Below are 25,810 nucleotides of genomic sequence, written 5' to 3'. Positions count from 1 at the left end.
TGCCATCGTCACCATAGCCGCCATCGTCCTATGGATGCGGTAAGTGTCCACGCCACCTAGTGCGCAATTGCGCACGGGAGCGGGGATCCAGTACGCCGCGGCTTCACGGATCAAGCACAGCTCGCTGGGATACTGGGTCGCCCGGTCAAGCCGGGCGATAACAGCGGCGCAGGCGGCGTCAGCCGCCCATCTTCGCGACAAGCGCGTCGGACACTTCGAAATTGCCGTAGACGTTCTGCACGTCGTCGTGCTCGTTGAGCATGTCCATCAGCTTCAACAGCTTTTCGCCGGTCTCGTCGTCGACCGAGACGGTGTTCTGCGGCTTCCAGGTCAGCGCCGCCTTGCGCGGCTCGCCGAACTTCGCCTCCAGTGCCTTTGCCACTTCGCGGAAGGTCTCCTGAGAGGCATAGACCTCGTGACCGGCTTCGCTCGAATGCACGTCGTCGGCGCCGGCCTCAATCGCAGCGTCCAGCATGGCGTCGTCGGAGGCGACGCTCGCGTCATATTCGATGATGCCGGTGTGGTCGAACATGAAGGCGACCGAGCCGGTTTCGCCGAGATTGCCGCCGGACTTGGTGAAGAAGGAGCGGATGTCCGAGGCGGCGCGGTTGCGGTTGTCGGTCAGCGCCTCGACGATCACGGCGACGCCGCCGGGGCCATAACCTTCGTAGCGGATCTCGTCATAGTTCTCGCCCTCGCTGCCCGCGGCCTTCTTGATCGCGCGCTCGATATTGTCCTTGGGCATGTTCTCGGCGCGGGCCGCCACCACGGCGGCGCGCAGGCGCGGATTCATCGCCGGATCCGGGGTGCCGAGCTTGGCCGCGACGGTGATTTCGCGAGCCAGCTTGCCGAAAAGCTTCGACTTCTGGGCGTCCTGCCGGCCCTTGCGGTGCATAATGTTCTTGAACTGGGAATGGCCGGCCATGCGAGGTCTCTTGGAAGCGTAGATCAGAACGGGTGGAAAACGCGGCCTTATAGGCCCCCCACCGGCCAAAATCAAAGATCGGCGAGGCATTCCGTCGCGGTAAGTGTACCGCATCCCGGAATATGAGGCACTTGTTAACCATGGCTTCATGCCCGGATGAGAAGATCGCGCGTCCAATCTCAACCTCCAAGAGCTCCCATGGCGTTCGGTTTGTTTCGCAAGCGCGGCCTGGAGCCGGCTGCGCCGTCCGATGACCCCGCGGTTCCCGAGGCCTCGGCGGCGTCGGCGACGCCCGCCTCTCCCGAAAACGATTCGGCCAGGGACATTCTGGACCTGCTCGAACTCGAGCTCGGCGCGATGATCCGCCAGCTCGAGCGCGCGGCGAGTTCCGTGGCCGACGGCGCCGACGCCACCGCGGCGACGCTCGCCACCATCCGCGCGCGCACCGACGCCCTGACCGGACGCACCAGCGCCGCGCAGACCACGGCCACGACGTTCTCGGAGGCCGCTGACCGCTTCACCCATTCGGCCGAGGGAATCGGCCAGCAGGTGCGCGACGCGAGCAGGCTCGCCGACGATGCCGCAGCCGCGGCCCGCGAGGCCACCGCCAATGTCGATCGTTTGCGCGAATCCTCGGCGGCGATCGGCAACGTCGTCAATTTGATCGCGCAGATCGCGCGCCAGACCACGCTGCTGGCGCTGAACTCGACGATCGAGGCGGCGCGCGCCGGCGCCGCCGGCAAGGGCTTTGCGGTGGTCGCCACCGAGGTCAAGGCGCTGGCGGTGCAGACCCAGAGCGCCACCGAGGAAATCACCAAGAAGATCGAAGCGCTGCAGAAGGACGCAACCGGGTCGGCCGACGCGGTCCATCGCATCTCACAGGCGATCGAGGCGATCCGCCCGGTGTTCGAGAACGTCAACGGCGCGGTCGCCGAGCAGAACCAGATCACCGGCGCGATGGGACAGAACGCGGCCTCCGCCTCGCACTTCATCGTCTCGGTGGGCGACAGCGCCGGCGAGATCGACAGCGCGACCCGCGAAGCCGCGGCGCATGGCGACGACGTCGCCAAGGCCGGCAAGGCCGTCACGGCCTTCGCCCAGAAGCTCAAGGCGCGCTGTGCGGTCCTGCTACGCCAGAACGAGCGCGAGGACCCGCGCAAGAACGAACGCCTGCCCTGCAGCCTCGTAATCGAGATCAAGACCGCGCGCGGCATCATCACGGCGCCGGTCTACGAAATCTCGATGGCCGGCATCCTGGTCAGCGGGCCGGATGCCGACAGGCTGCCGCAGAACGAAAGCCTGAGCGCGACGCTGCAGGACATCGGCGCGTGCCGGATCCGCATCAGTGACCGCACCAGGGCCGGCGTGCAGGCGCGGTTCGAGGCGGCGAACGCCGCGCTGCGCGAGAAGATCGAAGACAGGATGTGGGCGATCCACGAGGAGAACGCCGAATTCGTCACCCGCGCCATGGAAGCCGGCGCCGCGCTGACCAAGATCTTCGAGGACGGCGTGGCCAGCGGCGCCGTCACGATCGAGGACCTGTTCGACACCAGCTATGTCGAGATATCAGGCACCAATCCGGTGCAGTACCGCACCAAAATGCTTGACTGGGCAGACCGCGCCCTGCCGCCGTTCCAGGAGGCGTTCCTCGCCCGCGACAAGCGCATGGCGTTCGCCGTCATGATCGACCAGAACGGCTATCTGCCGGTGCACAATAAGGTCTACTCGCATCCGCAGCGGCCGGGCGATGTCGCCTACAACACCGCCAATAGCCGCAACCGCCGCATCTTCAACGATGCCGCGGGCCTTGCCGCCGGCCGCAACCAGCGCGCCTATCTGATCCAGACCTATGCGCGCGACATGGGCAACGGCAACATGGTGATGATGCGCGAGATCGACGTGCCGGTCCGCGTGCGCGGCCGGCACTGGGGCGGCTTCCGGACAGCCTACAAGCTGTGATCGGTTTTTGTAGCCCGGATGAAGCGAAGCGTAATCCGGGAATCTCGCCCGCGGATGCGTTGGTCCCGGATTTCGCTGCGCTCCATCCGGGCTACGTTCGCTTAGACCCAGAATCCCGGCACCGTCGGCTCGAGCCTACCGCCGGCGCGCACCGGCGCGACCTTCATTGCAAGCCCCGTCGCATCGTCGGTCTCGACCGCAATTCCGCTCAGCGTCGCCTGGCCCGACGCCGGCTCGAAGCGGGCCGACGGGATGCCGGTGAGGAAGCGCTGCAGCGGCTCCTCCTTCTGCATGCCGATCACCGAATCATAGTCGCCGGTCATCCCGGCGTCGGTCATATAGGCGGTGCCGCCCGGCAGCACCTGGTGATCGGCGGTCGGCACATGGGTATGCGTTCCGACCACGAGGCTGACGCGGCCGTCGCAGAAAAAGCCCATGCCCTGCTTCTCGCTGGTCGCCTCGCCATGAAAGTCGAGCACGATGGCGTCGGCGCCCTCGCGCAGCGGGCAGGCTTCCAGCTCGCGCTCCACCGCGCTGAAGGGATCGTTGGACGACGGCTCCATGAAGACGCGGCCGATCGCGTTGAGCACCAGCGCGCGCTTGCCGTTCTTGGTGTCGACCAGCGCCGAGCCGCGGCCAGGCGAGTGGCGCGGGAAATTCAGGGGCCGGATCAGGCGCGGCGCGCGCTCGATGAAGACCAGCGCCTCCTTCTGATTCCAGGCGTGGTTGCCGAGCGTGATCGCGTCGGCGCCGGCGTCGAGGAATTCCTCGTAGATCGCTTCGGTGATGCCGAAGCCGCCGGCCGAATTCTCGCCATTGACGATGACGAGATCGAGCGACCAGTCCTTGACCATGCCGGGGAGGTGGTCGGTGATGGCGGTGCGGCCGGTCCTGCCGACGACGTCACCAACAAAGAGAATGCGCAATTCAGGGGCTCCGGAAATCGAACGTCTTGCGCTCCGTTAGCACATAATCGAGCGCGACGTCGTGCGACAGCGCAGGAATCGCCTTGGTTTCCTGTGCGGCGAAAGCAAGGCCCACGCCGATGACATGCTTGGCCTTGCGCAGATGCGCGAAGGTATAGTCGTAATAGCCGGCGCCGTAGCCGATGCGGTGGCCGAGCCGATCGAACGCCGCGAGCGGCACCAGCATCACGTCCGGATGCACCTCGGCCGCCGCCGGCGACGGCTCGGGGATGCCGAGCGGTCCGAGCATGAGCCGCTCGTGCGGCGACCAGGCGCGAAATGTCAGCGACTGGCCGCGCGCGTTGACGCAGGGCAATGCGAGCCGCGCGCCCTGGGCCAACAGCTTGTGCATCAGCGGCGCCGGGTCGATCTCGCTGCGGATCGGCGAATAGCCCGAGACGACCATGCCCTGCGTGACGGCAAATGGCGGACCGCGCTTGGCCAGCGCCTCGGCGGCGGCGCTGCGCTGCTCGTCGCTCAGCGCGTCGCGCTTGGCGAGTGCCAGGGCCCGAAGTTCGGCCTTCGATCGGCTCGCGTGCATGACCATTTTCCGCCGTCATCGTCCACGATCGCGGACGATCCAGTCATCCAGAGACGCTTGCATTCTGACGGCCACGTCGCGGCGTACTGGATGCCCCGCAAGCGCGGGGCGCGCTGTTACTCAATTGAACGCCGCAGCGCGACGACAGGGAAACCGCAGAAAGAAAACAGAGTGCGAAGCCGCAGAGGCCGTTGGAGCGCTCGATCCCGGAGTTCCCTACGAAAGTAGGTGGGCACCATATGTCCGGGTCCACGGACCCGGCCAGGGACAGTTCCCTAAAGGATCGATAAGGCCCCGGGGATATATGGCTCCTGACGCACGACGCAGCTTCGCGAGGGCTAATGTAACCATGAAAGGGACAAATCGCCAGCGGCAAGGGGCCCTCTTCCGCAAATCGTCATCCGCGACATTCTCGCCCCTGGCGTGAAAGCCACCCGGTCCCTCAAACTCCACCCAATCGCGCGACCATGTTTTTCGTATAGTGAGCCAGCAGGACCGCCGCGTTATTGCCGAGCACGTCGATCTTCCGGCCCTGCTTGAGCGCGAGCAATCCGACCAGATAGGTGATCAGCGCGGAGGTCTCGAGCCTCGCCATCGGCAGGAACGGCTTCGCGGTGGCCTTGCGGACCAGTTCGGCAAGCAGAGCCAGCAGCTCGTCCAGCTGGCGCTTGAGCTTCTCATCCGATCCACGACCAATTTTTTGCGTGCGCTCGCCGTTGAACAGGACCAGCGACAACGTCAGCTCGGACGGGTGTGCATCGTAATATCGGTAGATCGCGAGAGTCGCACGCCGAAGCGCCTTGGCCGGAACGACGATGCCGTCGATCGCTGCATGCACTTGCCCGGTGACAGCCTTCAGCGACTCGCCGAGCACGACCGAGAACAACTCCTCCTTGGAGCGGAACAGCGGATAGATCGCCCCCGTGGTGCAGCCCGCCTCCTGCGCGATCGCCCTGATCGACGCCCTTTCCAGTCCGGAGGCTTCAAACACGCGACGTGCCGCGTCAACGATCAGCTGCCGACGATGGAGCTCTATCGTTTCCTGGTAGGTCTGCGCGGCCGCGGGCATTGACTCTCCACTGCAATTGTAACAACGTATTATTCAGATAACACTGTTATCAACGCCAGGCAAGCAAAGCTGCGGAAAAGGCCGTCGTCGGCCGTAGCTGCTGGGGGAATCTCAATGCGTGAACAGGATTACGTCGAGCCACGGCTCAACGCCGGCGAGGTGGAGCAGGCCATCGTCCGCAACCTGCCAAGCATCGATCATCACGGCGAAATCGTTGAGAGCGTCGGATCAAATTCGATCCGCGTCCGGCTCCCTTACCGGCAGGCCTTCATGGGGGCCGAGTTGTGGCAAGACGGCACTGGCGGCGTGTTCTCCGGCCCGATGGTGATGGGTCTTGCCGACACCACCATGTAGGGCTGCGTGCTGGCGGCGCTTGGAAGCGAGGTCATCCCGGTGATGGCGACCTTCAACGTCACTTTCCTGCGGCCGGCTAAGGCCGCGGACCTGATCGCAGAGGCGCGAATCGTGCGCCGCGGCGGCCGGCTGCACTATCTCGAATGCTGGCTGACCTCCGACGGCGCGCGCGAGCCATGCGCGCACATCACCTCGACATATCGGGTCGCCGCTCGCCTGCATCATTAGGGCTGCGGCCCGCCCGTTTGCGTTCCACGAACGATCTGCAGGCAAGACTCGAGGCACGGCGATGGTCTTGGCTATTCCACATGCGCACTGGCCCTTGTTTGAGGCGCGTCACTTCGACCTTGCCGCGCGCTTTTCCCGTTGGGCCTGCGTCAATCTGGCGCCCCACGAAAGTGACGAGGGTGGCGACGGAAAGGCCGCTCGCCTGATCTTCGAGGCGTTGGGTCGCGATGGCTGGCTGCGGTCGACGTCGGCATCCGACGGACAAAGCGCAGTCCTCGACCTCCGCGCGATATGCCTGCTGCGGGAAATCTGCGGCCAGTCTTCGGCGATCGCAGACGTCGCGCTGTCCGAGCCGTGGCTCGGCGCGTTGCCTCTGATGCTGGCCGCATCGGCTGAACTCCAGAAGAAATACCTTCCCGGCTACCTCGCCGGCGCGCTCCTGCCTGCCTTCGCGCTGTCCGAGCCCGATGCCGGATCGGACGTCCAGGCGCTCACCACGTCGGCCCGCAAGGATGGCGATCATTTCGTCATCAACGGCCGTAAGGCCTGGACTTCAAACTGTGGACTCGCCGACCTCTATGTCGTGGTTGCCCGCCTGGATCGCGGAAGGGGCAAGGGCGACATCGCGGCATTCGCAGTCGAGCCCGACGATGGGGGCGTTGTCTTCGAGAAACGCCTGGAGGTGATGTCCCCGCATACCGTTGGCACGTGGCGCCTCCAGGACTGTCGCGTCCCGGCAGGCCGCTTGATCGGCCGGGCCGACGCCGGCCTGCAGATCGCCCTTCGCGCGCTCGAGATCTTCCGTCCGACCGTTGGAGCTGCGGCAATCGGCTTCGCCCGCCGTGCGCTCGACGAGGCCGTGCAGCACAGCCTGTCGCGCCGCGCCTTCAAGAAGCCCATTGCAGAACACCAGATGGTCCGGGCGAAGCTGGCCGACATGGCCATGGAACTGGATGCCGCGACGTTGCTCGTCTATCGCGCCGCATGGAATTCAGACGTCGGAGGCAGAAGCGGCCGGAAATCGTCGATGGCCAAGCTCTACGCCACCGAAAGCGCACATCGAATCATCGACAACGCCGTGCAGATTTTTGGTGGCATGGGGGTCAGGAAGGGAGAAGTCGTCGAACGGCTCTATCGCCACGTTCGCGCTTTTCGCATTTTTGACGGAACGAGCGAGATCCAGAAACTGATCATCGCCCGCAGCTTACTGGCGGATGCCAGCGGGTAAGCCTCGCCATCCTCACCCGATCGCAATCCCGCCGCCGATGGTGCGGTTGAGCACCTGTGTGGTGCGCTCGATCCGCTCGGCGGCGGCGTTGAGCGCGGCGGAGACGGCGGCCTGGGTCTGCCGCGCGCGGTCGGCGGCGGCGACGCGCGCGTTGCGCAGCTGTTCGAGCTCCTCCTCGAGATTGCGGATGCGCGCACCCTGGTCGAGCAGCTCGTCGCAGGCGGTGAGCGCCGCCATCACCGTGAGCCGGGCGTCGCCGATCTCGCCGAATTTGCCGCGCAGCGATTCGATGCGCGTTTCCAGATTCTCCGCGAGCTTGAGCAGCCGCACCTCCTGGCCTTCCTCGCAGGCCATCCGGTATTGCCGGCCGTTGATGGTGACGTTGATGTGGCTCATTTGCTCTCTCCGCTCTCGAGCACGGCGCGGATCGTGCCGATCGCCGCGTCGAGCTTTTCCGCGATCTCGCGATTGGTGCGCTCGAGCTTGCGCGTCTTGACCAGCGAGCCGTCGAGCTCGTCAGCGAGCCGGGAGCGATCGGCGCCGAGCGCCTGGATCCGGCTTGCGAGTTCGCTCTCGTCGCGGTCGGCCTCGCGCCGCCGCTCCACCGAGCTCTCCAGCGCATCAAGCGCCGCCATCAGCCGTTTTGTCGCGGCGTCGATATCGGCAAGAGGTGCCTCGGCGTTGCCAGACCCGTTGGCGGGACGATCACTCATGAGACGCGGCGTGGACCCTTGTGGACCCCAGGGATAGGCCTGCCGCACGGCAAAACCGGCGCTTCGGCAAGCGGTTAGGGCATGAAATTTACGTGGCAAGCGAGCCCAGCGCAACGTCACCGCAAAACTATGCACCGATCAATCGAAATGCCCGATTTTGGGCAACTTTTCCCCGTTTTGGGGCGTTTGATCGCCTTGGACTTGGGGAATTTGAGGTGCTAAGCCAGCGCCAACCCCGTAAGGCCATCACGCGCGTATCGCGGCTGCCCGCCCCGATGCGTCCCACAACCAAGCCCTCATTTCAGGCGGATTTTTCATCATGACGCAGACCGCGATCCGGGCCGACAAGGCCGAGCTGCAGCGCCAGGCGCTCGAGGTCGATCATACCCATATGGCCCATGCGATCCGTGGCCTTGCCATGGACGCCGTCGAGAAGGCGAAATCCGGCCATCCCGGCCTGCCGATGGGCGCCGCGGATATCGCGACCGTGCTGTTCACCCAGTTCCTGAAATTCGACGCGGCCGATCCGGCCTGGCCCGATCGCGACCGTTTCGTGCTGTCGGCCGGTCACGGCTCGATGCTGCTCTATGCCTTGCTGTACCTGACCGGCAACAAGGACATGACGCTTGAGCAGCTCAAGCAATTCCGCCAGCTCGGCTCCAAGACGCCGGGACATCCGGAAAACTTCGAGACCAGCGGCGTCGAGACCACCACCGGCCCGCTCGGCCAGGGCATCGCCACGGCCGTCGGCATGGCGCTGGCGGAGAAGATGTTCGCCGCCGAGTTCGGCAAGAAGATCGTCAACCACCACACCTATGTGCTCGCCTCCGACGGCGACCTGATGGAAGGCATCTCGCAGGAAGCGATCGCACTGGCCGGCCACTGGCGGCTGAACAAGATGATCGTGCTCTACGATGACAACGGCATCTCGATCGACGGCCCGACCTCGCTCTCCGACTCGGTCGACCAGGTGAAGCGCTTCAAGTCGGCCGGCTGGGCCGCCGAGCGGATCGACGGCCACGATCCGAAGGCGATCGCCGCCGCGATCGCGCGTGCGCAGAAGTCCGGCAAGCCATCCCTGATCGCCTGCAAGACCACGATCGGCTACGGCGCGCCGAACAAGGCCGGCACCGCCAAGGTGCATGGTGAAGCGCTCGGCGCCGATGAACTGAAGGGCGCCAAGGAGAAGCTCGGCATCTCGCTCGAGCCGTTCTCGGTGCCGGACGACGTGCTGAAGGCGTGGCGCGAGGCGGGCAGCCGCGGTGCCGCCGCGCACAAGGATTGGGACGCGCAGTTCGCCCAGCTCGGCACCCGCAAGCGCGCCGAGTTCGAGCGCCGCCTGCGCCACGAGCGGCCGCAGTCGCTCGCGAAGGCGCTGCGCGCGCACAAGAAGGCGCTCTTGGAAAATCCGCTCAACGTCGCCACCCGCAAATCGTCGGAGGCCGCGATCGAGGTGATCGCCGCCGCGATGCCGATGGAATTCGTCGCCGGTTCCGCCGACCTCACGGGCTCCAACAACAACAAGGCGAAGTCGGCGACAGCGTTCGCCGCGAAGGCGCCGAAGGGCCGCTTCATCCATTACGGCATCCGCGAGCACGGCATGGCCGCGTGCCTGAACGGCATCTTCCTGCACGGCGGCTTCGCGCCGAACGGCGCGACCTTCCTGGTGTTCACCGACTATGCGCGCGCCGCGATGCGGCTGTCGGCGCTGATGGGCACCGGCGTGGTCTATGTCATGACGCACGACTCGATCGGCCTCGGCGAGGACGGCCCGACGCACGAGCCGGTCGAGCATCTCTCCGCGCTCCGCGCGATGCCCAACATGCGGGTGTTCCGCCCCTGCGACGCGATCGAAACCGCCGAGTGCTGGGAACTTGCGCTCAACCGCGTCGACGGTCCGACGGTGCTGGCGCTGACCCGCCAGAACCTGCCGCAGCTCCGCACCACGGCGCCGAACGACAACCCGTGCGGCCACGGCGCCTATGAGCTGGTCGCGGCCCAGGGTGACGCAAAAGTGTCATTATTCGCCTCCGGTTCCGAGGTCGAGATCGCGGTCGCCGCGCAGAAGCAGCTCGCCGAGCGCGGCATCGCGACGCGGGTGGTTTCGGTCCCCTCGCTGGAATTGCTGCTGGCGCAGCCCGCCGAACGGCAAAACGCCATTATCGGCAATGCGCCGGTCAAGATCGCGATCGAGGCCGCGGTGCGCTGGGGCTGGGATGCCGTGATCGGCCGGGATGGCGAATTCGTGGGCATGCACGGTTTCGGTGCCAGTGCGCCGGCGAAGGATCTTTTCAGGCACTTCGGAATTACCGCTGAGGCCGTCGTTAACGCTGCGCTGAAGCGCATCTGACGCCGGCCTGACACCCGCGCCCTGACGGTTGAGCTTGCCGCGAAAAAGGACTACCTAGGCTCCATCTATTCCGCTCGCGTCCGGCCGAACCGGGCGTTCCGCCGTAAAACCCTCGTGGGAGCTGTCCCGCGGGGCAGGCCCCAGCTTTTAGAGGAGAAACGACCATGGCAGTCCGCGTCGCGATCAACGGGTTTGGCCGCATCGGCCGCAATGTGTTGCGCGCCATCGCCGAGTCCGGCCGCAAGGATATCGAGGTGGTCGGCATCAACGACCTCGGCCCGGTCGAGACCAACGCGCATCTCCTGCGCTTCGACTCCGTGCACGGCCGCTTCCCCGGCACCGTCACCGTCGACGGCGACTCGATCAATCTCGGCAGCGGCAAGATCAAGGTGTCCGCCGAGCGTGATCCCTCGAAGCTGCCCTGGAAGGACCTCGGTGTCGACATCGCGCTGGAATGCACCGGCATCTTCACCGCGAAGGACAAGGCCTCCGCGCATCTCACCGCCGGCGCCAAGCGCGTGCTGGTCTCCGCGCCTGCCGACAACGCCGACGCCACCATCGTCTTCGGCGTCAACCACGACACGCTGACCAAGGACCACCTGGTCATCTCCAACGGCTCCTGCACCACCAACTGCCTCGCGCCGGTCGCCAAGGTCCTGAACGACACCGTCGGCATCGAGACCGGCTTCATGACCACGATCCACGCCTACACCGGCGACCAGCCCACCCTCGACACCCTGCACAAGGACCTCTATCGCGGCCGTGCGGCGGCGATGTCGATGATCCCGACCTCGACTGGTGCGGCGAAGGCGATCGGCCTGGTGCTGCCCGAGCTGAAGGGCAAGCTCGATGGCGTCGCGATCCGCGTGCCGACCCCGAACGTCTCGGTGGTCGACCTCAAGATCGTCGCCAAGCGCGCAACCGACGCCAAGGAGATCAACGCGGCGATGAAGCGCGCCTCCGAGCAGCAGCTCAAGGGCATCCTCGGCTACACCACCGCGCCGAACGTCTCGATCGACTTCAACCACGATCCGCATTCGTCGACCTTCCACGAAGACCAGACCAAGGTGCAGAACGGCACGCTGGTGCGCGTGATGTCCTGGTACGACAACGAGTGGGGCTTCTCCAACCGCATGGCCGACACCGCGGTCGCGATCGGAAAGCTCATCTAAGACAGACGATCCGTCATGCCCGGCCTTGTGCCGGGCATCCACGTCTTTGGCCCCACGCATTCAAGGCGTGGACGGTCGGGGCATAGGCAGGCGAAAACGACGCCGTCCATTGGACGGCTATGCCCGGCCATGACGCAGGAAACGCCTCATGACAAAATCATTCCGCACCCTCGATGACGTCGACGTGAAGGGAAAGCGCGTGCTGCTGCGCGTGGACCTCAACGTCCCCATGGAAAATGGCCGTGTGACCGACGCCACAAGGCTCGAGCGCGTCGCGCCCACCATCACCGAACTCTCCGACAAGGGCGGCAAGGTGATCCTGCTCGCCCATTTCGGCCGGCCCAAGGGCCGCGATCCCAAGGAATCCCTCAAGCCGGTCGCTGAAGCCCTGTCGAAGGTGATCAAGCGGCCTGTCGCATTCGCCGACGACTGCGTCGGCGAGCCGGCGGCCAAGGCGGTCGCCGCGCTCAGGGATGGCGACATCCTCTGCTTGGAAAACACGCGCTTCCACCAGGAGGAAGAGAAGAACGACGCCGGCTTCGTCGCGGAACTCGCAAAGCTCGGCGATATCTGGGTCAACGACGCCTTCTCCGCGGCGCACCGCGCGCATGCCTCGACCGAGGGCCTCGGCCACAAGCTGCCGGCCTATGCCGGCCGCACCATGCAGGCCGAGCTCGATGCATTGGGCAAGGCCCTGGAAGCGCCGACCAAGCCGGTGATCGCGATCATCGGCGGCGCCAAGGTGTCGACCAAGATCGACCTCCTGGAGAACCTCGTCACCAAGGTCGATGCGCTCGTGATCGGCGGCGGCATGGCCAACACCTTCCTGCATGCGCAGGGTGTTGCGGTCGGCAAGTCGCTGGCCGAGAAGGATCTCGCCGCCACCGCGCTGCGGATCCTGGACAAGGCCAACGCCTCCAACTGCGCGATCATCCTCCCCGTTGACGCTGTCGTCGCCAACCAGTTCGCGGCCAACGCGCCGTCGCACGCCTACGGCCTCGACTCGATCCCGGCCGACGGCATGATCCTCGACGTCGGTCCGCAATCGATCGCGCGCATCCATGCCGCAATCGACGATGCGGCGACGCTGGTCTGGAACGGGCCGCTCGGAGCCTTCGAGCTGACGCCGTTCGACCGCGGCACCGTGGTGGCGGCCAAGCACGCCGCCGAGCGCACCAAGGCGAAGAAGCTGATCTCGGTCGCCGGCGGCGGCGACACCGTGGCGGCGCTGAACCAGGCCGGCGTCGGCGGCGATTTTTCCTACGTCTCGACCGCGGGCGGCGCGTTTCTTGAATGGATGGAAGGCAAGCCGCTGCCCGGCGTCGAAGTCTTGAAGAAAGCCTGATTCACATCGAATCGCGCGCGAAAGCGCTAAAAATACAGGGAGAATTGGAATGGCTCGCATTACATTGCGGCAACTGCTCGACCACGCGGCCGAGCACGATTACGGCGTACCGGCGTTCAACATCAACAACATGGAGCAGGCGCTGGCGATCATGGCGGCGGCCTCCGAGGTCGACGCGCCCGTCGTCATCCAGGCCTCGCGCGGCGCGCGCTCCTACGCCAACGACGTCATGCTCAAGCACATGATGGACGCCGTCACCGAGATCTATCCGCAGATTCCGGTTTGCGTGCATCTCGACCACGGCAACGAGCCGGCGACCTGCATGACCGCGATCCAGGCCGGCTTCACCTCTGTCATGATGGACGGTTCACTGAAGGCCGACGGCAAGACGCCGGGCGACTGGGACTACAATGTCGGCGTCACCAAGACCGTGACCGACATGGCCCATCTCGGCGGCATCTCGGTGGAGGGCGAGCTCGGCGTGCTCGGCTCGCTCGAGACCGGCATGGGCGACAAGGAAGACGGCCACGGCGCCGAAGGCAAGCTGTCGCATGACCAGCTTCTCACCAATCCCGACGAAGCCGTGAAGTTCGTGCGCGAGACCAGGGTCGACGCGCTGGCGATCGCGATGGGCACCTCGCACGGCGCCTACAAGTTCACCCGCAAGCCCGACGGCGACATCCTCGCCATGAACGTAATCGAGGAGATCCATCGCAAGCTGCCGAACACGCATCTTGTGATGCATGGTTCTTCTTCGGTGCCGCAGGAGCTGCAGGAGATCATCAACGCCAATGGCGGCAAGATGAAGCCGACCTGGGGCGTGCCGGTGGCCGAGATCCAGCGCGGCATCAAGAACGGCGTGCGCAAGATCAACATCGACACCGACAACCGCATGGCGATGACCGGCCAGATCCGCAAAGTCCTGAAGGACAATCCGGAAGAGTTCGATCCGCGCAAGTACCTGAAGCCGGCGATGGAGGCGATGACCAAGCTGTGCAAGCAGCGCCTGCAGGAGTTCAACACCGCAGGTCAGGCCAGCAAGATCAAGAAGGTGCTGACCACGGCCGACATGGCCAAGCGCTACGCCAAGGGCGAGCTCGATCCGAAGATCGCCTGACAAACGTTAACGCGACGGGACACCCGACCTGACGCAGTCGGGCACGGTGTCCCCGGGCGGCGGCCGACGGCCGCTGCGACAGCCGGCCGCGACGAACGTTTTCTAGGCAATTGCCCGATAACCGCCTATTTTGGTTTGCAAAGGCAATTCGCTCCGGAGGACGCCTCGATGAACCTTGCTGACCTCAACAAAGTTGCGCTTGCCATGGTGACCCCGGGCAAGGGCATCCTCGCCGCCGACGAATCCTCAGGCACCATCAAGAAGCGTTTCGACGCCATCAAGGTCGAATCGACCGGGGAGAATCGCCGCGACTATCGCGAGATGCTGTTCCGCTCGCAGGAGGCGATGAGCAAGTACATCTCCGGCGTCATCCTCTACGACGAGACGATCTGGCAGGACGCCAAGGACGGCACGCCGCTGGTCAAGCTGATCGAGCAGGCGGGCGCGATCCCCGGCATCAAGGTCGACGAAGGCACGCAACCTCTGCCGGCCTGTCCCGGCGAACTCGTCACCGTCGGCCTCGACAAGCTCGCCGAGCGGCTGAAGAAATACTACGAGCGCGGCGCGCGCTTTGCGAAATGGCGCGCGGTGATCGATATCGGCTCGAGCGCCGGCAGCCGCGGCATTCCGACCATGACCGCGATCCGCGTCAACGCGCATGCGCTCGCGCGCTACGCCGCGCTGTGCCAGGCCGCGCAGATCGTGCCGATCGTCGAGCCGGAAGTGCTGATGGACGGCGATCACGACATCGACCGCTGCTATGAGGTGACGCAGCGCGTGCTGAACCGCACCTTCCAGGAATTGCGGGTGCAGCGCGTCGCGCTGGAAGGCATGGTCCTGAAGCCCAACATGGCGATCTCGGGCAAGAAGTGCCCGAAGCAGGCCTCGGTCCAGGAGGTCGCCGAGAAGACCATCCGCCTGCTCAAGAGCTGCGTGCCGGCCGCGGTGCCCGGCATCGCCTTCCTCTCCGGCGGCCAGAGCGACGAAGAGGCGACCGCGCATCTCGACGCCATGAACAAGATCGGCGGACTGCCCTGGCGGCTGACCTTCTCCTATGGCCGCGCGCTGCAGGCGGCGCCGCAGAAGGCGTGGTCCGGCAAGGCCGACAACGTCGCGGCGGGCCAGCGCGCCTTCTCGCACCGCGCCAAGATGAATGGCCTCGCCAGCACCGGCAAATGGGACGCCGGCCTCGAGAAACAGGCGGCATAGTTGGCCACCAAACCCGTCCCGCCGCGGCCGGCGCCGCGCCTCTATCTGGCGACGCCGGTCGTCGACGATCCCGCGCAGCTTGCCGCGGATCTGCCGGATCTCGTGGCGGCCGCCGATGTCGCCGCGGTGCTGGTGCGGCTGCGCGAGACCGACCAGCGTACGATGATTTCCCGCGTCAAGGCGCTGGCGCCTGCGATCCAGAACGCGGGCGCGGCGCTGCTGATTGACGGCCATCCCGAACTCGTCGCGCGCGCGGGCGCGGATGGCGCACACCTGACCGGTCTTGCCGCGATGGAAGACGCGATGCCGTCATTGAAGCCTGACCGCATCGCAGGCGTCGGCGGGCTTGCGACGCGCCACGATTCGATGGCGGCGGGCGAGGCCGGCGCCGACTACGTGCTGTTCGGCGAACCCGACGCCAAGGGGCAACGGCCATCCGCCGAGGCAATCGCCGAACGCCTGCAATGGTGGGATGAATTGTTCGAGCCGCCCTGCGTCGGCTTTGCCGTGTCGCGCGAGGAGGCCTGCGAATTCGCCGCGGCCGGCGCGGACTTCGTGCTGGTCGGCGATGTCGTCTGGGCCGACCCGCGCGGCGCGAGGGCAGCTCTGGTCGACATCGGCCAGGCGATCCGGCAGGCGCATGCCAAGACTTTCGGAAAGGCTGGGGCCGCGGGATGACGCCGGAATGAAATGCCTGCGTCCGATAGGTGTTGCGCTCGGCTGCTCGATGCTGGCGAGCGGCGCGATGGCGCAGCTTTCGATCACGCCGCCAGCACAGACGCCAGCGGCGAAGAAGGAAGCTCCGAAGGAGGCCCCTAAGCCGAAGGTCCATTCACCGGTGGCGAAGAAGGCCGCGCCGAAGCCCGCGGCGATGCCTACGCCGTCCCCCTCGCCGTCTCCGACAACTGCATTCGAGGATCCCAACGTCGATCTCGTCTACGGCGCCTATCAGCGTGGGATGTACAAGACCGCGTTCGAGCTTGCGAGCACGCGCGCCCAGTACAACAACGATCCCAAGGCGATGACGATGCTGGGCGAGCTCTACGCCAACGGCCTCGGCATCAAGCGCGACTATGCCAAGGCGGTCCAGTGGTACCAGCGCGCCGCCGACGCCGGCGACCGCGAGGGGATGTTCGCGCTCGCGATGCTGAAGATCGCCGGCCGCGGCGGCCCGGTGAACAAGGACGAGGCGGTCAAGCTGTTGGCATCGTCGGCCAAGCTCGGTGAGCCGAAGGCGGCCTATAATCTCGCCTTGCTCTATCTCGACGGCCAGACCCTGCCGCAGGACGTCAAGCGCTCCGCCGAGCTCTTGCGCATGGCTGCGGACGCCGGCAACCCGGAGGCGCAATACGCGCTCGCGACCTTCTACAAGGAGGGCACCGGCGTACCGAAGGATGTCGAAAAGGCGGTGCGGCTGCTGCAGGCCGCCTCGCTCGCCGACAATGTCGATGCCGAGGTGGAATATGCGATCGCGCTGTTCAACGGCACCGGCACGCCGCGCAACCAGCCCGCGGCGGTGGCGCTGCTCAGGAAGGCGGCCCGGCAGAACAGCGCGATCGCGCAAAACCGCCTCGCCCGCGTGCTGGCGACCGGCCAGGGTGCGCCGGTCGACAAGATCGAGGCGCTGAAATGGCACATCGTGGCCAAAACGGCCGGCAAGGGCGACCTCGCGCTCGACGAGATGTTCGCCGACATGAGCCCCGCCGACCGCGCCGAGGGCGAGGATGCGGCCCGGAAATGGATCGGAAGCAACGTCAAATGACGCCTTGACGGCGCCTCCTCCAGAGGGCACCCATGCCTGACCCGTCATCCTGAGGCGCTCGCGGAACGCGAGCCTCGAAGGATGAACGGCCCCGCCGGTGGCCGTCGTCCTTCGAGACGCGCGTTCCGCGCTCCTCAGGATGACGGGATGACATCCCCGACCGCTGCCCAGATTCATCGCACTAACGAAACCTGTTCATCATGCTCTACTCCGCCCTCATCAATGTCATGGTCAAGGCCGCGCGCCGCGCCGGCCGCAGCCTCAAGCGCGACCTCGGCGAGATCGAGCATCTGCAGGTGTCGCTGAAGGGGCCGGCGAACTTCGTCTCGCTCGCCGACAAGCGCGCCGAGGAGATGCTCTACACCGACCTTGAAAAGGCGCGGCCGGGCTACGGTTTCCTGGGCGAGGAAGGCGGCAAGCGCGAGGGAAGCGACAAGAGCCACACCTGGATCGTCGATCCGCTCGACGGCACCACCAACTTCCTGCACGGCATCCCGCAATTCGCGATCTCGATCGGGCTGGCACGCGAGGACACCGTGATCGCGGGCGTGATCTACAACCCCGCCAATGACGAGCTCTACATCGCCGAGCGCGGCAAGGGTGCGTTCCTCAACGACCAGCGGCTGCGCGTCGCCGGCCGCCGCCAGCTCAACGAATGCGTCGTCGCCTGCGGCCTCCCGCATATCGGCCGCGGCAATCACCAGCTGGCGCTGCAGGAGATGGCCGCGCTGCAGAGCAAGGTCGCCGGATTCCGCCGCTTCGGCGCCGCGTCCCTCGACCTCGCCTACGTCGCCGCCGGCCGCCTCGACGGCTATTGGGAGCGCAATCTGCAGCCTTGGGACATCGCCGCCGGCCAGATCATGGTCAGGGAGGCCGGCGGCACGGTCTCCGGCATCCAGGGCAATGACGACCCGCTGCAGACCGGGCATGTGGTCTGCGGCAACGAGTTCGTGCACGGCGAGCTGATCAGGATCTTGAAGCCGCTCGGCCAATGACGCTGCCTCAAGGTGTCGGCCGTATCGGCGCCGGCGGTCCGTAGACTTCGCTCTTCTCCGCGACCTTCTCGCGATCGCCCCCAAGCACGCGCTGCACGCTGACGAAGAACACCGGCACAAGCAGCAGCGCTAGGATGACGACGGCGATCATGCCGCCCATCACGCTGGTGCCGAGCGCCTGCTGGCTGGCGCCACCGGCACCGGTCGCGATCACCATCGGCAGCACGCCGCAGACGAAGGCAAGGCCGGTCATCAGGATCGGGCGGAAACGGAGACTGCACGCCTCGATCGTCGCCTCGACCAGTGGCTTGCCCTGCGCGCGCAAATCCTTAGCGAATTCGATGATCAGGATTGCGTCCTTGGCGGCGAGACCGATGATCGTGATAAGGCCGACGGTGAAATAGACGTCGTTCGGCAGGCCGCGCATCGTTGCCGCCACCACTGCGCCGAGAATGCCGAGCGGCACCGTGAGCAGCACCGCGAGCGGAATGGTCCAGCTCTCATAGAGCGCGGCGAGCAAGAGGAACACCACCAGCACCGACAGCGCCAGCAGGAACGGCGCCTGCGAACCCGACAGCTTCTCCTGCAGCGACTGGCCGGTCCACTCATAGCCGAAGCCGCGCGGCAGCTTGTCGGCGAGCCGCTCCATCTCGGCGATCGCATCGCCCGAGGTGAAGCCCGGCCGCGCCTCGCCGGAGATGCGCACCGCCGGATAATAGTTGAAGCCCGCGATTTGCGTCGGCCCCTTCGACCACTCGATGGTGGCGAAGGCCGAGAATGGCACCAATTGCCCGCGGCTGTTCTTGACGTTGTAGTTCAGGATGTCGTCGGCATTCATCCGGCTTGTCTTGTCCGCCTGCACGATGACGCGCTGCATACGCCCGCGGTTCGGGAAGTCATTGATGTAGTTCGAGCCGAGATTGGTCGAGATCGTGTTGTTGATGTCCTCGAAGGTGACGCCGAACGCACCCGCCTTCTCGCGGTCGATCATCAGATTGACCTGCGGCGCCGGCGGCAGGCCTTCGACATAGACCTTTTGCAGCACCGGGCTGGCATTGGCTTCCGCGATCAGCCGCTCGGACGCAGCGATCAGCGCCGCATAGCCCTTCTGGCCGCGGTCCTGCAGGCGGAACGAGAAGCCCGAGGAATTGCCGAGATTGTCGATCGGCGGCGGCTGCAGCGCCGAGATCCTGGCGTCGCGGATCGACGACAGGTCGCGGTTGATGTCGGCCACGATGGCGGCTGCCGAATCCTTCGGCCCGCGCTCCGACCAGTCCTTCAACGTGATGAAGGCCTGCGCGGTGTTCATGCCCTGGCCGAGGAAGCTGAAGCCGGTGAGGAACGTCACGTTCTCGATGCCGGCGCGCTCGAGCAGATATTTTTCAACTTTCTCGACCGCCGCCTCCGTGCGCGCATAGGAGGACTCCGACGGCGTCTGCACGTCGGTGGTGATAAAGCCCTGGTCGTCGACCGGCAGGAAGCCGCCGGGCAGGCGGACGAAGCCGTAGGCGACGCCGGCAAACAGCACGGCGTAGATCAGCATCAAGCGGCCGGTGCGCTTCAGCGCGCCCTTCACCGTGCGGGTGTAGCCCTCGCGGCTGGTGTCGAGCACGCGGTTGAAGGCGCCGAACACGCCCTTGCGCGCATGGCCATGGCCTTTCTGCACCGGCTTGAGCAAGGTCGCGCAGAGCGCCGGCGTCAGCGACAGCGCCAGCAGCGCCGAGAACGCGATCGCCGCGACCATGGTGACGGAGAACTGGCGATAGATGATGCCGACCGAGCCCGGGAAGAACGCCATCGGCACGAACACTGCCATCAGCACCAGCGTGATGCCGATGATCGCGCCCGTGATCTGCGACATCGCCTTCTTGGTCGCTTCCTTCGGCGGCAGCCCCTCCTCGGCCATGATGCGCTCGACGTTCTCGACCACGACGATGGCGTCGTCGACCAGGATGCCGACCGCCAGCACCATGCCGAACATGGTCAGCATGTTGATCGAGAAGCCCGCGATCATCAGCGTGGCGCAGGCGCCGAGCAGTGCCACCGGAACCACGATGGTCGGGATGATCGTGTAGCGGATGTTCTGCAGGAACAGCAACATCACGACGAAGACCAGCACCACCGCCTCGACCAGCGTCATCAACACCTTCTCGATCGAGGCCTTCACCACCGGCGTGATGTTGTAGGGGATCTCGTAGGCGATGTTGGCCGGGAAGAAGCGCGACAGCTCCTTCATCTTGGCCTCGATCGCGCTTGCGGTCGCGAGCGCATTGCCCTTCGGCGACAGCAGCACCGAGAGGCCGGCGGTCGGCTTGCCGTCGAGACGGGTGTTGAATTGGTAGCTGAGGCCGCCGACCTCAATCCGCGCGACGTCGCGCAGGCGTACCGTCGAACCGTCAGCATTGGCGCGCAGGATGATCGCGCCGAACTCGTCGGGCGAGGAGAGCTGGCCCTTCACCAGGACCTGCGCGGAGATCTTCTGCGTGTCCGTGCTCGGCTCGGCGCCGATGCTGCCGGAGGCGACCTGGGCGTTCTGCGCCGTGATCGCCTTGTTGACGTCGTCGGCAGAGAGGCCGTAGCCGACCAGTTTGGCCGGATCGATCCAGATGCGCAGCGAGCGCTCGGTCGAATACAGCGTGGCGCGGCCGACGCCGGGAATGCGGCGGACCTCGCCCAGCACGTTGCGGATCATGAAGTCGCCGAGGCCGACTTCGTCGAGGCTGCCGTCGGTCGACTTCAGCGTGATGATCTGCAGCACGGCGGAGGAGGCTTCCTCGACCAGGATGCCCTGCTGGATCACCGCGCGCGGCAGCCGCGCCTCGACGCGCTTGAGGCGGTTCTGCACCTCAACCGACGCTTGGCTGGTGTCCGTGCCCGGCTTGAAGTTGGCGATGATCTCGACCTGGCCGAGCGAGTCGCTGGTCGATTCGAAGTTCAGGATGTTGGCGGCGCCGTTCAGCTCCTCCTCGATCAGCCGGGTGACGCTGTTGTAGAGGTTTTCCGGCGACGCGCCGGGATAGCTCGTCGAGATCGAGATCGAGGGCGGCGCGATGATCGGATATTGCGCGACCGCGAGCAGCGGGATCGAGATCGCACCGATCAGACAGATGAACAGCGCGACGACCCAGGCGAAGATCGGCCTGTCGATGAAGAAGCTCGGCATAGCGGATCACCGCACCGCGTGCGCGGTTTGCTGCGAATCCGCTGATGCGGCGGCCGCGTCGATCTCGCGCCAGGCCTGCGGCCGGACCTTGTCGCCGGCGGCGAATTTCTGAAAACCCTCGACCACGACCTTGTCGCCGGCCTTCAATCCTTCGGTCACGAACCAGTGGCCGCCCTGCAGCGAGCCGGTCCGCACCGGCTGCACCGCGACGAGGTTGTCGTCCTTGACGACGAACACCTCGCTGCCGCCGCCGCCATTGCGCTGGATCGCCTGCTGCGGCACGGCGATCGCGTCGGTGTCGATGCCCTGCTCGATCTGCACGCGGACATACATGCCCGGCAGCAGGATGCGCTTCGGATTCGGAAACTCGCCGCGCAACGTCACCTGCCCGGTATAGGCGTCGACCTTGGCCTCGGAGAACAACAGCTTGCCCGCGTGGGAATAGATCGAGCCGTCGTCGAGCACGAGACGGACCTTCATCGCGTCGGGCGCGATGCGGTCGAGGTCGCCATTCTCGAAGGCGCGGCGGAGCTGGTTCATCTCGGTCACCGACTGCTGGAAGTCGGCATAGATCGGATCGAGCTGCTGGATGGTGGCAAGGCTCATGGTGTCGTTCTGCACGACGAGCGCACCTTCGCTGACCAGCGCCGCGCCGACGATGCCGTCGATCGGCGCACGGATGGTGGCGTAATCCAGATTGAGCTTGGCGCGCGCGACTTCGGCCTCGCGGCCCTGGAAGTCGGCTTCCGCCTGCTTCAGCGCGGCGATCGCCTTTTCATTCTCGGCTTCGGGAGCGGCGCGCTGGCTGGTCAAAGTGGCGATGCGGCGCGCCTGCAGCGAGGCCTGTTCGAGCACCGCCCTGGCGCGCGACAGCGCAGCCTCGGTCGATTGCAGCTCCACCTCGAACGGACGCGGATCGATCTGGTACAGCGGATCGCCGGCCTTCACCTCGCTACCCTGATGGAACATGCGGTTGACGATGATGCCGGAGACGCGCGGCCGCACCTCGGACACGCGCGTCGGCGCGATCCGGCCGGGCAGCTCGCGCAGCATCGCGCGGGCCTGCGGCTTCACGGTGACGACGCTGACATCAGGCTCGGATGCTTGCGCTGCGGCGGTTGCAGTGTTCGGCTCATTGCAGCCGGCAAGCAGTGGCGCTGTCACGGCCAGCATCAATGCAATGCATGCCGATTGCGCGCGAAGTCCAGACATCGGAAAGGTCGCCCCGTATTGGTGTGAACAAAACAAACGGCGGCGTCGTAGCGACACCGCAGCGTTGATGCCGTGAAAATAAAATCTCGTTGCTGCGACGCAATGCGTTTCGCGGCGGCTCATTGTCACACAAGCGTATCGCACTGAATTTGCGGGGTGTTTTGAAGATTCACTGGATTGTGAGTGGGTTCCATCGGAGGCTGTGGAAATGCGTTAAGGAATGCATGAGCGGGAACCCGGCATTTGCGTTCGCGCATGCGCGACGTGCCGCAACAAAATGAGGCACGCGATTCGCGCCGCGCGATCGCAGTCGCGCAAAAGCCATGGGCGCGCCGGCGCCACCAACAGGCCTGAGCCCGGTGCACGCCACGGCGTCGTCCGACAAGGCCCGCCCCTCAGCGCCTGATTGTCGAGGCAAAGGCGATGCGCCGGACATAGGCTGGTGAAAAGCCCGGCACTGGCTGGAGATTCATCACCCGGAGGCGGCTTTCCCGACTTTCCTCCCCCGGCCGCTGTGCCATATTGCTGGCTGATGCGGCGCTTCGCGAACGGATGACCCGGCAATGCCCTCCTCCCGCTCCGACATGGAGATCGAACTCAGCAAGCTGTCCTCGCCCCGGATCTTCCTGGTGCGGATGCTGGTATTTCTGGTGCTGTGCGGCCTGGTCGGGGTCGTGCTCTACAAGCAGATCATCACGGCCTTCTTCGCCAATCCCGGGCTGAACGCCCTGATCGGCGCGGTGCTCCTGATCGGCATCATCCTGGCGTTCCGGCAGGTGATCCGGCTGTATCCTGAGGTCGCCTGGGTCAACAATTTCCGCATCGCCGATCCCGGCCTTGCCATCGACCGCCGCCCCAAGCTGCTGGCCCCGATGGCCGCGATCCTCGGCGGCGAGCGCTCGGGCCGGATGACGATCTCGCAGCAGACCATGCGGCATCTGCTCGATTCGATCGCGACCCGCCTGGATGAAGCCCGCGACATCTCGCGCTACATGACGGCGCTGCTCATCTTCCTCGGCCTGCTCGGCACCTTCTGGGGCCTGATCGAGACGGTCGGCTCGGTCGGCAAGGTGATCGACGGGCTCAAGGTCGGCGGCGACGCCGGCGCGCTGTTCGACACGCTGAAGGAGGGGCTGGCCGCGCCGCTCGGCGGCATGGGCATTTCGTTCTCATCCTCGCTGTTCGGCCTCGCCGGCTCGCTGATCCTCGGCTTCCTCGATTTGCAGTCGAGCCAGGCGCAGAACCGCTTCTACACCGACCTCGAGGACTGGCTCGCCACCACCGTGCGCGGCATCTCCGGCGACGGCGCCGGCGGCGACTTGGAGGGCGCCATCGACCGGCTGCGCGCCACGATGGAAGAGGGCGGCGGCAGCCGCAACACCACGGCGGCGATGGCCAACCTCGCCGAGGCGATCCAGGGCCTGGTTGCGCATATGCGTACCGAGCAGCAGATGATCCGCGAATGGGCCGACGGCCAGGGCGAGCAGAACCGCGAGATCAAGCGCCTGCTCGAGCGCCTCGCGCGCCAGCCCGAGAAGAGCTAGGCAGGGAGTACGCCGATGGCCCTCGCCCGTCCACGCCGCAGCGAATCCGGTTTGAACTACTGGCCCGGCTTCGTCGACGCGCTGTCGACGCTGGTGCTGTCGGTCGTGTTCCTGCTCACGGTGTTCCTGGTGGTGCAGTTCTTCCTGTCGCAGGAGGTCACCGGCAAGGACAAGGCGCTGGAGCAGCTCAACGCCAAGATCGCCCAGCTCAACGACCTCTTGTCGCTGGAGAAGCTCGGCAAGCTCAGTCTCGACGACCAGGTGGCGCAGCTCCGCGCCGGCCTTGCCTCCGCCGAGGGCGAGCGCGACCGCATGAAGGGGCTCTATGAGGGGCTCGCCAGTTCCGGCAACGACGCGCAGGGCCGCGCCACCGAGCTCAACAAGGCGCTGGAGTCCGAGAAGGCGGTCTCCTCGCGCGCGCTTGCGCAGATCGAGGTCTTGAACCAGCAGATCGGCGCGCTGCGCCGCCAGCTCGCCGCGCTCGAGGAGGCGCTCGACGCCTCGGAGAAGCGCGACAAGGAATCGCAGAGCCGGATCGCCGATCTCGGCTCGCGGCTCAACGTCGCGCTGGCGCAGCGCGTCCAGGAATTGTCGAAATATCGTTCCGAATTCTTCGGCCGCCTGCGCGCCATCCTCGGCAACCGCCCCGACATCCGCATCGTCGGCGACCGCTTCGTGTTCCAGTCCGAGGTGTTCTTCGACACCGGCCAGGCCACGCTGCTGCCCGAAGGCAGGACCGAGCTCGACACGGTTGCGAGCGCCCTGATCGATCTCGACAAGCAGATCCCGAGCGAGATCGCCTGGGTGCTGCGGGTCGACGGCCACACCGACGTGCGGCCGATCAACAGCCCGCTGTTCAAGTCGAACTGGGAATTGTCCTCGGCGCGCGCGATCTCGGTGGTGCAATATCTGATCTCGCTCGGCGTCCCCGCGCAGCGCCTGGTCGCCGCCGGCTTCGCCGAATTCCAGCCGCTCGACACCGCGCCGACCGAAGAAGCCTACAAGCGCAACCGCCGGATCGAATTGAAGCTGACGGAACGGTAGCTTGGATGTCGGCACGCAACCCGCCACATCGTCATGGCCGGGCTTGGCCCGGCCATCCACGTCTAGAGGCGCCACCGAAAGCAAGACGTGGATGCCCGGGTCATCTGCGCGAAGACGCGCTTCGCGCTTTTGCCCGGGCATGACGAATGTGTTCCGATGACCGCCCCCTTTCAACTCCGACCCTATCGCGCCACGGACGAGGATGCCGCGATCGAGCTGTGGCGGCAGACCTGGCAGCAGGCCTATCCGTCGATCGACTTCAATGCGCGCGTGGCATGGTGGCGCGAGCGCTGGCGGAATGAGCTGGTGCCGAAGGCGGCGATCGTCGTCGCCGAGCAGGAAGGCAGGCTCACCGGCTTGGTGACCATCGACCAGGAAGGCTATCTCGACCAGCTCGTGGTCGCGACAGCGCATTGGGGCACCCCGCTCGCAACCGCACTCGTCGACGAGGCGAAGCGCCTGTCGCCGAAGGGCGTCACCTTGCTCGTCAACAAGGACAACGCCCGCGCCATCCGCTTCTACGAACGCAACGGCTTCGTGCATGAGGGCAGCGACGTCAACCCGACCTCCGGACGGCCGGTGCTGAAGATGGCGTGGCGGCCGTGAAGGCGGTTGCTGGACGCTCACGCCCCTGTCGTCCCTGCGAAAGCTGAGCCTAAGCACCGTTGACGGTGATGGATTGCACGACGGGCCGCCACCGTCATTGCGAGGAGCGATAGCGACGAAGCAATCCATGCCTCTACAAGTGGCGCCATGGATTGCTTCGCTTCGCTCGCAATGACGCAGGACATAACTCCGCATTCTCGCGACATGATTTGTCCGAGTCTTGCATCTCGTTCCGCCCTCTCCTCAAGCAGAGGGCGCAGGGAAAGCCGGGTACCGATTGCACCCATGGGTCCCGAGCAAAGGAAAGCT

23 protein-coding genes and 1 other RNA gene are annotated in these 25,810 nt (G+C 65.8%); 15 read left to right on the top strand and 9 right to left on the bottom strand.

The annotated features are described in order from the left end of the window. Positions 1-178: 178 nt before the first annotated feature. A complete protein-coding gene (locus ACFFWD_RS44425; RefSeq protein ID WP_376975797.1) occupies positions 179-925 on the bottom strand; it encodes a YebC/PmpR family DNA-binding transcriptional regulator in 747 nt (248 codons plus the stop codon). A 198-nt stretch (positions 926-1,123) separates the two neighbouring features. On the opposite strand from ACFFWD_RS44425, the gene ACFFWD_RS44420 reads away from it, so the two are divergent. Continuing rightward, a complete protein-coding gene (locus tag ACFFWD_RS44420; protein ID WP_376975796.1) occupies positions 1,124-2,884 on the top strand; it encodes a methyl-accepting chemotaxis protein in 1,761 nt (586 codons plus the stop codon). A 101-nt stretch (positions 2,885-2,985) separates the two neighbouring features. Here ACFFWD_RS44420 and ACFFWD_RS44415 read toward each other — a convergent pair whose 3' ends face one another. From ACFFWD_RS44415 to ACFFWD_RS44400, 4 genes are all read right to left on the bottom strand, one after another. Then, positions 2,986-3,810: a TIGR00282 family metallophosphoesterase gene (locus ACFFWD_RS44415; RefSeq protein WP_376975795.1), complete on the bottom strand. Its 825-nt coding sequence runs from the start codon at positions 3,808-3,810 to the stop codon at positions 2,986-2,988. A 1-nt stretch (position 3,811) separates the two neighbouring features. Next, on the bottom strand, positions 3,812-4,390 hold the full coding sequence (locus ACFFWD_RS44410; protein ID WP_376975794.1) for a 5-formyltetrahydrofolate cyclo-ligase: 579 nt from the start codon (positions 4,388-4,390) through the stop codon (positions 3,812-3,814). Between the two features lie 172 nt (positions 4,391-4,562). Then, positions 4,563-4,723, bottom strand: a non-coding RNA gene (gene ssrS, locus ACFFWD_RS44405) — 6S RNA. A 109-nt stretch (positions 4,724-4,832) separates the two neighbouring features. Continuing rightward, positions 4,833-5,459, bottom strand: coding sequence for a TetR/AcrR family transcriptional regulator (locus tag ACFFWD_RS44400; protein ID WP_376975793.1), 627 nt, complete (start codon positions 5,457-5,459; stop codon positions 4,833-4,835). 114 nt (positions 5,460-5,573) lie between these two features. Here ACFFWD_RS44400 and ACFFWD_RS44395 point away from each other — a divergent pair, with 114 nt between their 5' ends. From ACFFWD_RS44395 to ACFFWD_RS44385, 3 genes are all read left to right on the top strand, one after another. Then, positions 5,574-5,813, top strand: coding sequence for a hypothetical protein (locus ACFFWD_RS44395; RefSeq protein WP_376975792.1), 240 nt, complete (start codon positions 5,574-5,576; stop codon positions 5,811-5,813). A gap of 6 nt (positions 5,814-5,819) precedes the next feature. Beyond that, the gene (locus ACFFWD_RS44390) at positions 5,820-6,041 is read left to right on the top strand and encodes a PaaI family thioesterase (RefSeq protein WP_376975791.1); all 222 of its coding nucleotides are present in this window, start codon (positions 5,820-5,822) and stop codon (positions 6,039-6,041) included. Positions 6,042-6,102: 61 nt separating this feature from the next. Continuing rightward, positions 6,103-7,269 (top strand): acyl-CoA dehydrogenase family protein, encoded by a 1,167-nt coding sequence (locus ACFFWD_RS44385; RefSeq protein WP_376975790.1) that lies wholly within the window; start codon positions 6,103-6,105, stop codon positions 7,267-7,269. A gap of 12 nt (positions 7,270-7,281) precedes the next feature. On the opposite strand, the gene ACFFWD_RS44380 is transcribed toward ACFFWD_RS44385, so the two are convergent. Both ACFFWD_RS44380 and ACFFWD_RS44375 read right to left on the bottom strand, forming a co-directional pair. Further along, positions 7,282-7,665, bottom strand: coding sequence for a cell division protein ZapA (locus tag ACFFWD_RS44380; RefSeq protein WP_376975789.1), 384 nt, complete (start codon positions 7,663-7,665; stop codon positions 7,282-7,284). Continuing rightward, the gene (locus ACFFWD_RS44375) at positions 7,662-7,982 is read right to left on the bottom strand and encodes a DUF4164 domain-containing protein (RefSeq protein ID WP_376975788.1); all 321 of its coding nucleotides are present in this window, start codon (positions 7,980-7,982) and stop codon (positions 7,662-7,664) included. The genes ACFFWD_RS44380 and ACFFWD_RS44375 overlap by 4 nt, the downstream gene beginning before the upstream one ends. A 319-nt stretch (positions 7,983-8,301) precedes the next feature. On the opposite strand from ACFFWD_RS44375, the gene tkt reads away from it, so the two are divergent. The 8 genes from tkt to ACFFWD_RS44335 all read left to right on the top strand — a co-directional run bounded on the left by tkt (position 8,302) and on the right by ACFFWD_RS44335 (position 17,932). Further along, positions 8,302-10,332 (top strand): transketolase, encoded by a 2,031-nt coding sequence (tkt, locus tag ACFFWD_RS44370; protein WP_376975787.1) that lies wholly within the window; start codon positions 8,302-8,304, stop codon positions 10,330-10,332. 164 nt (positions 10,333-10,496) lie between these two features. After that, positions 10,497-11,504 carry a type I glyceraldehyde-3-phosphate dehydrogenase gene (gene gap / locus ACFFWD_RS44365; protein WP_376975786.1) on the top strand — a complete coding sequence of 336 codons (1,008 nt, stop codon included), beginning with the start codon at positions 10,497-10,499 and terminating at the stop codon, positions 11,502-11,504. Between the two features lie 148 nt (positions 11,505-11,652). Continuing rightward, positions 11,653-12,849, top strand: a complete 1,197-nt coding sequence (locus tag ACFFWD_RS44360) for a phosphoglycerate kinase (RefSeq protein ID WP_376975785.1) — start codon at positions 11,653-11,655, stop codon at positions 12,847-12,849. Positions 12,850-12,898: 49 nt separating this feature from the next. Then, the gene (fba, locus tag ACFFWD_RS44355) at positions 12,899-13,966 is read left to right on the top strand and encodes a class II fructose-bisphosphate aldolase (RefSeq protein ID WP_376975784.1); all 1,068 of its coding nucleotides are present in this window, start codon (positions 12,899-12,901) and stop codon (positions 13,964-13,966) included. A gap of 168 nt (positions 13,967-14,134) precedes the next feature. Next, positions 14,135-15,175, top strand: a complete 1,041-nt coding sequence (locus ACFFWD_RS44350) for a class I fructose-bisphosphate aldolase (RefSeq protein WP_376975783.1) — start codon at positions 14,135-14,137, stop codon at positions 15,173-15,175. Further along, positions 15,176-15,853, top strand: a complete 678-nt coding sequence (locus ACFFWD_RS44345; RefSeq protein WP_376975782.1) for a thiamine phosphate synthase — start codon at positions 15,176-15,178, stop codon at positions 15,851-15,853. It begins immediately after the preceding gene. A 7-nt stretch (positions 15,854-15,860) separates the two neighbouring features. Further along, entirely contained in the window at positions 15,861-16,937 is a 1,077-nt protein-coding gene (locus ACFFWD_RS44340) for a tetratricopeptide repeat protein (RefSeq protein ID WP_376975781.1), read from the top strand. Positions 16,938-17,137: 200 nt separating this feature from the next. After that, positions 17,138-17,932, top strand: a complete 795-nt coding sequence (locus ACFFWD_RS44335; protein ID WP_376975780.1) for an inositol monophosphatase family protein — start codon at positions 17,138-17,140, stop codon at positions 17,930-17,932. Between the two features lie 7 nt (positions 17,933-17,939). Here ACFFWD_RS44335 and ACFFWD_RS44330 read toward each other — a convergent pair whose 3' ends face one another. Then, on the bottom strand, positions 17,940-21,095 hold the full coding sequence (locus ACFFWD_RS44330) for a multidrug efflux RND transporter permease subunit (protein ID WP_376975779.1): 3,156 nt from the start codon (positions 21,093-21,095) through the stop codon (positions 17,940-17,942). Between the two features lie 6 nt (positions 21,096-21,101). Then, positions 21,102-22,307 (bottom strand): efflux RND transporter periplasmic adaptor subunit, encoded by a 1,206-nt coding sequence (locus tag ACFFWD_RS44325; RefSeq protein ID WP_376975778.1) that lies wholly within the window; start codon positions 22,305-22,307, stop codon positions 21,102-21,104. Positions 22,308-22,870: 563 nt separating this feature from the next. Between ACFFWD_RS44325 and ACFFWD_RS44320 the strand changes: the two genes are divergently transcribed. The 3 genes from ACFFWD_RS44320 (at position 22,871) to ACFFWD_RS44310 (ending at position 25,501) form a co-directional block, all read left to right on the top strand. Then, positions 22,871-23,851 carry a flagellar motor protein MotA gene (locus ACFFWD_RS44320; RefSeq protein WP_376975777.1) on the top strand — a complete coding sequence of 327 codons (981 nt, stop codon included), beginning with the start codon at positions 22,871-22,873 and terminating at the stop codon, positions 23,849-23,851. A gap of 15 nt (positions 23,852-23,866) precedes the next feature. Beyond that, on the top strand, positions 23,867-24,895 hold the full coding sequence (locus tag ACFFWD_RS44315) for a peptidoglycan -binding protein (protein WP_376975776.1): 1,029 nt from the start codon (positions 23,867-23,869) through the stop codon (positions 24,893-24,895). Positions 24,896-25,051: 156 nt separating this feature from the next. Beyond that, on the top strand, positions 25,052-25,501 hold the full coding sequence (locus ACFFWD_RS44310) for a GNAT family N-acetyltransferase (protein ID WP_376975775.1): 450 nt from the start codon (positions 25,052-25,054) through the stop codon (positions 25,499-25,501). Positions 25,502-25,810 lie beyond the last annotated feature (309 nt).

This window comes from Bradyrhizobium erythrophlei, assembly GCF_042430365.1.
Classification (GTDB): Bacteria; Pseudomonadota; Alphaproteobacteria; order Rhizobiales; family Xanthobacteraceae; genus Bradyrhizobium; species Bradyrhizobium erythrophlei.
This window is presented reverse-complemented; position numbering and strand designations above follow the sequence as displayed.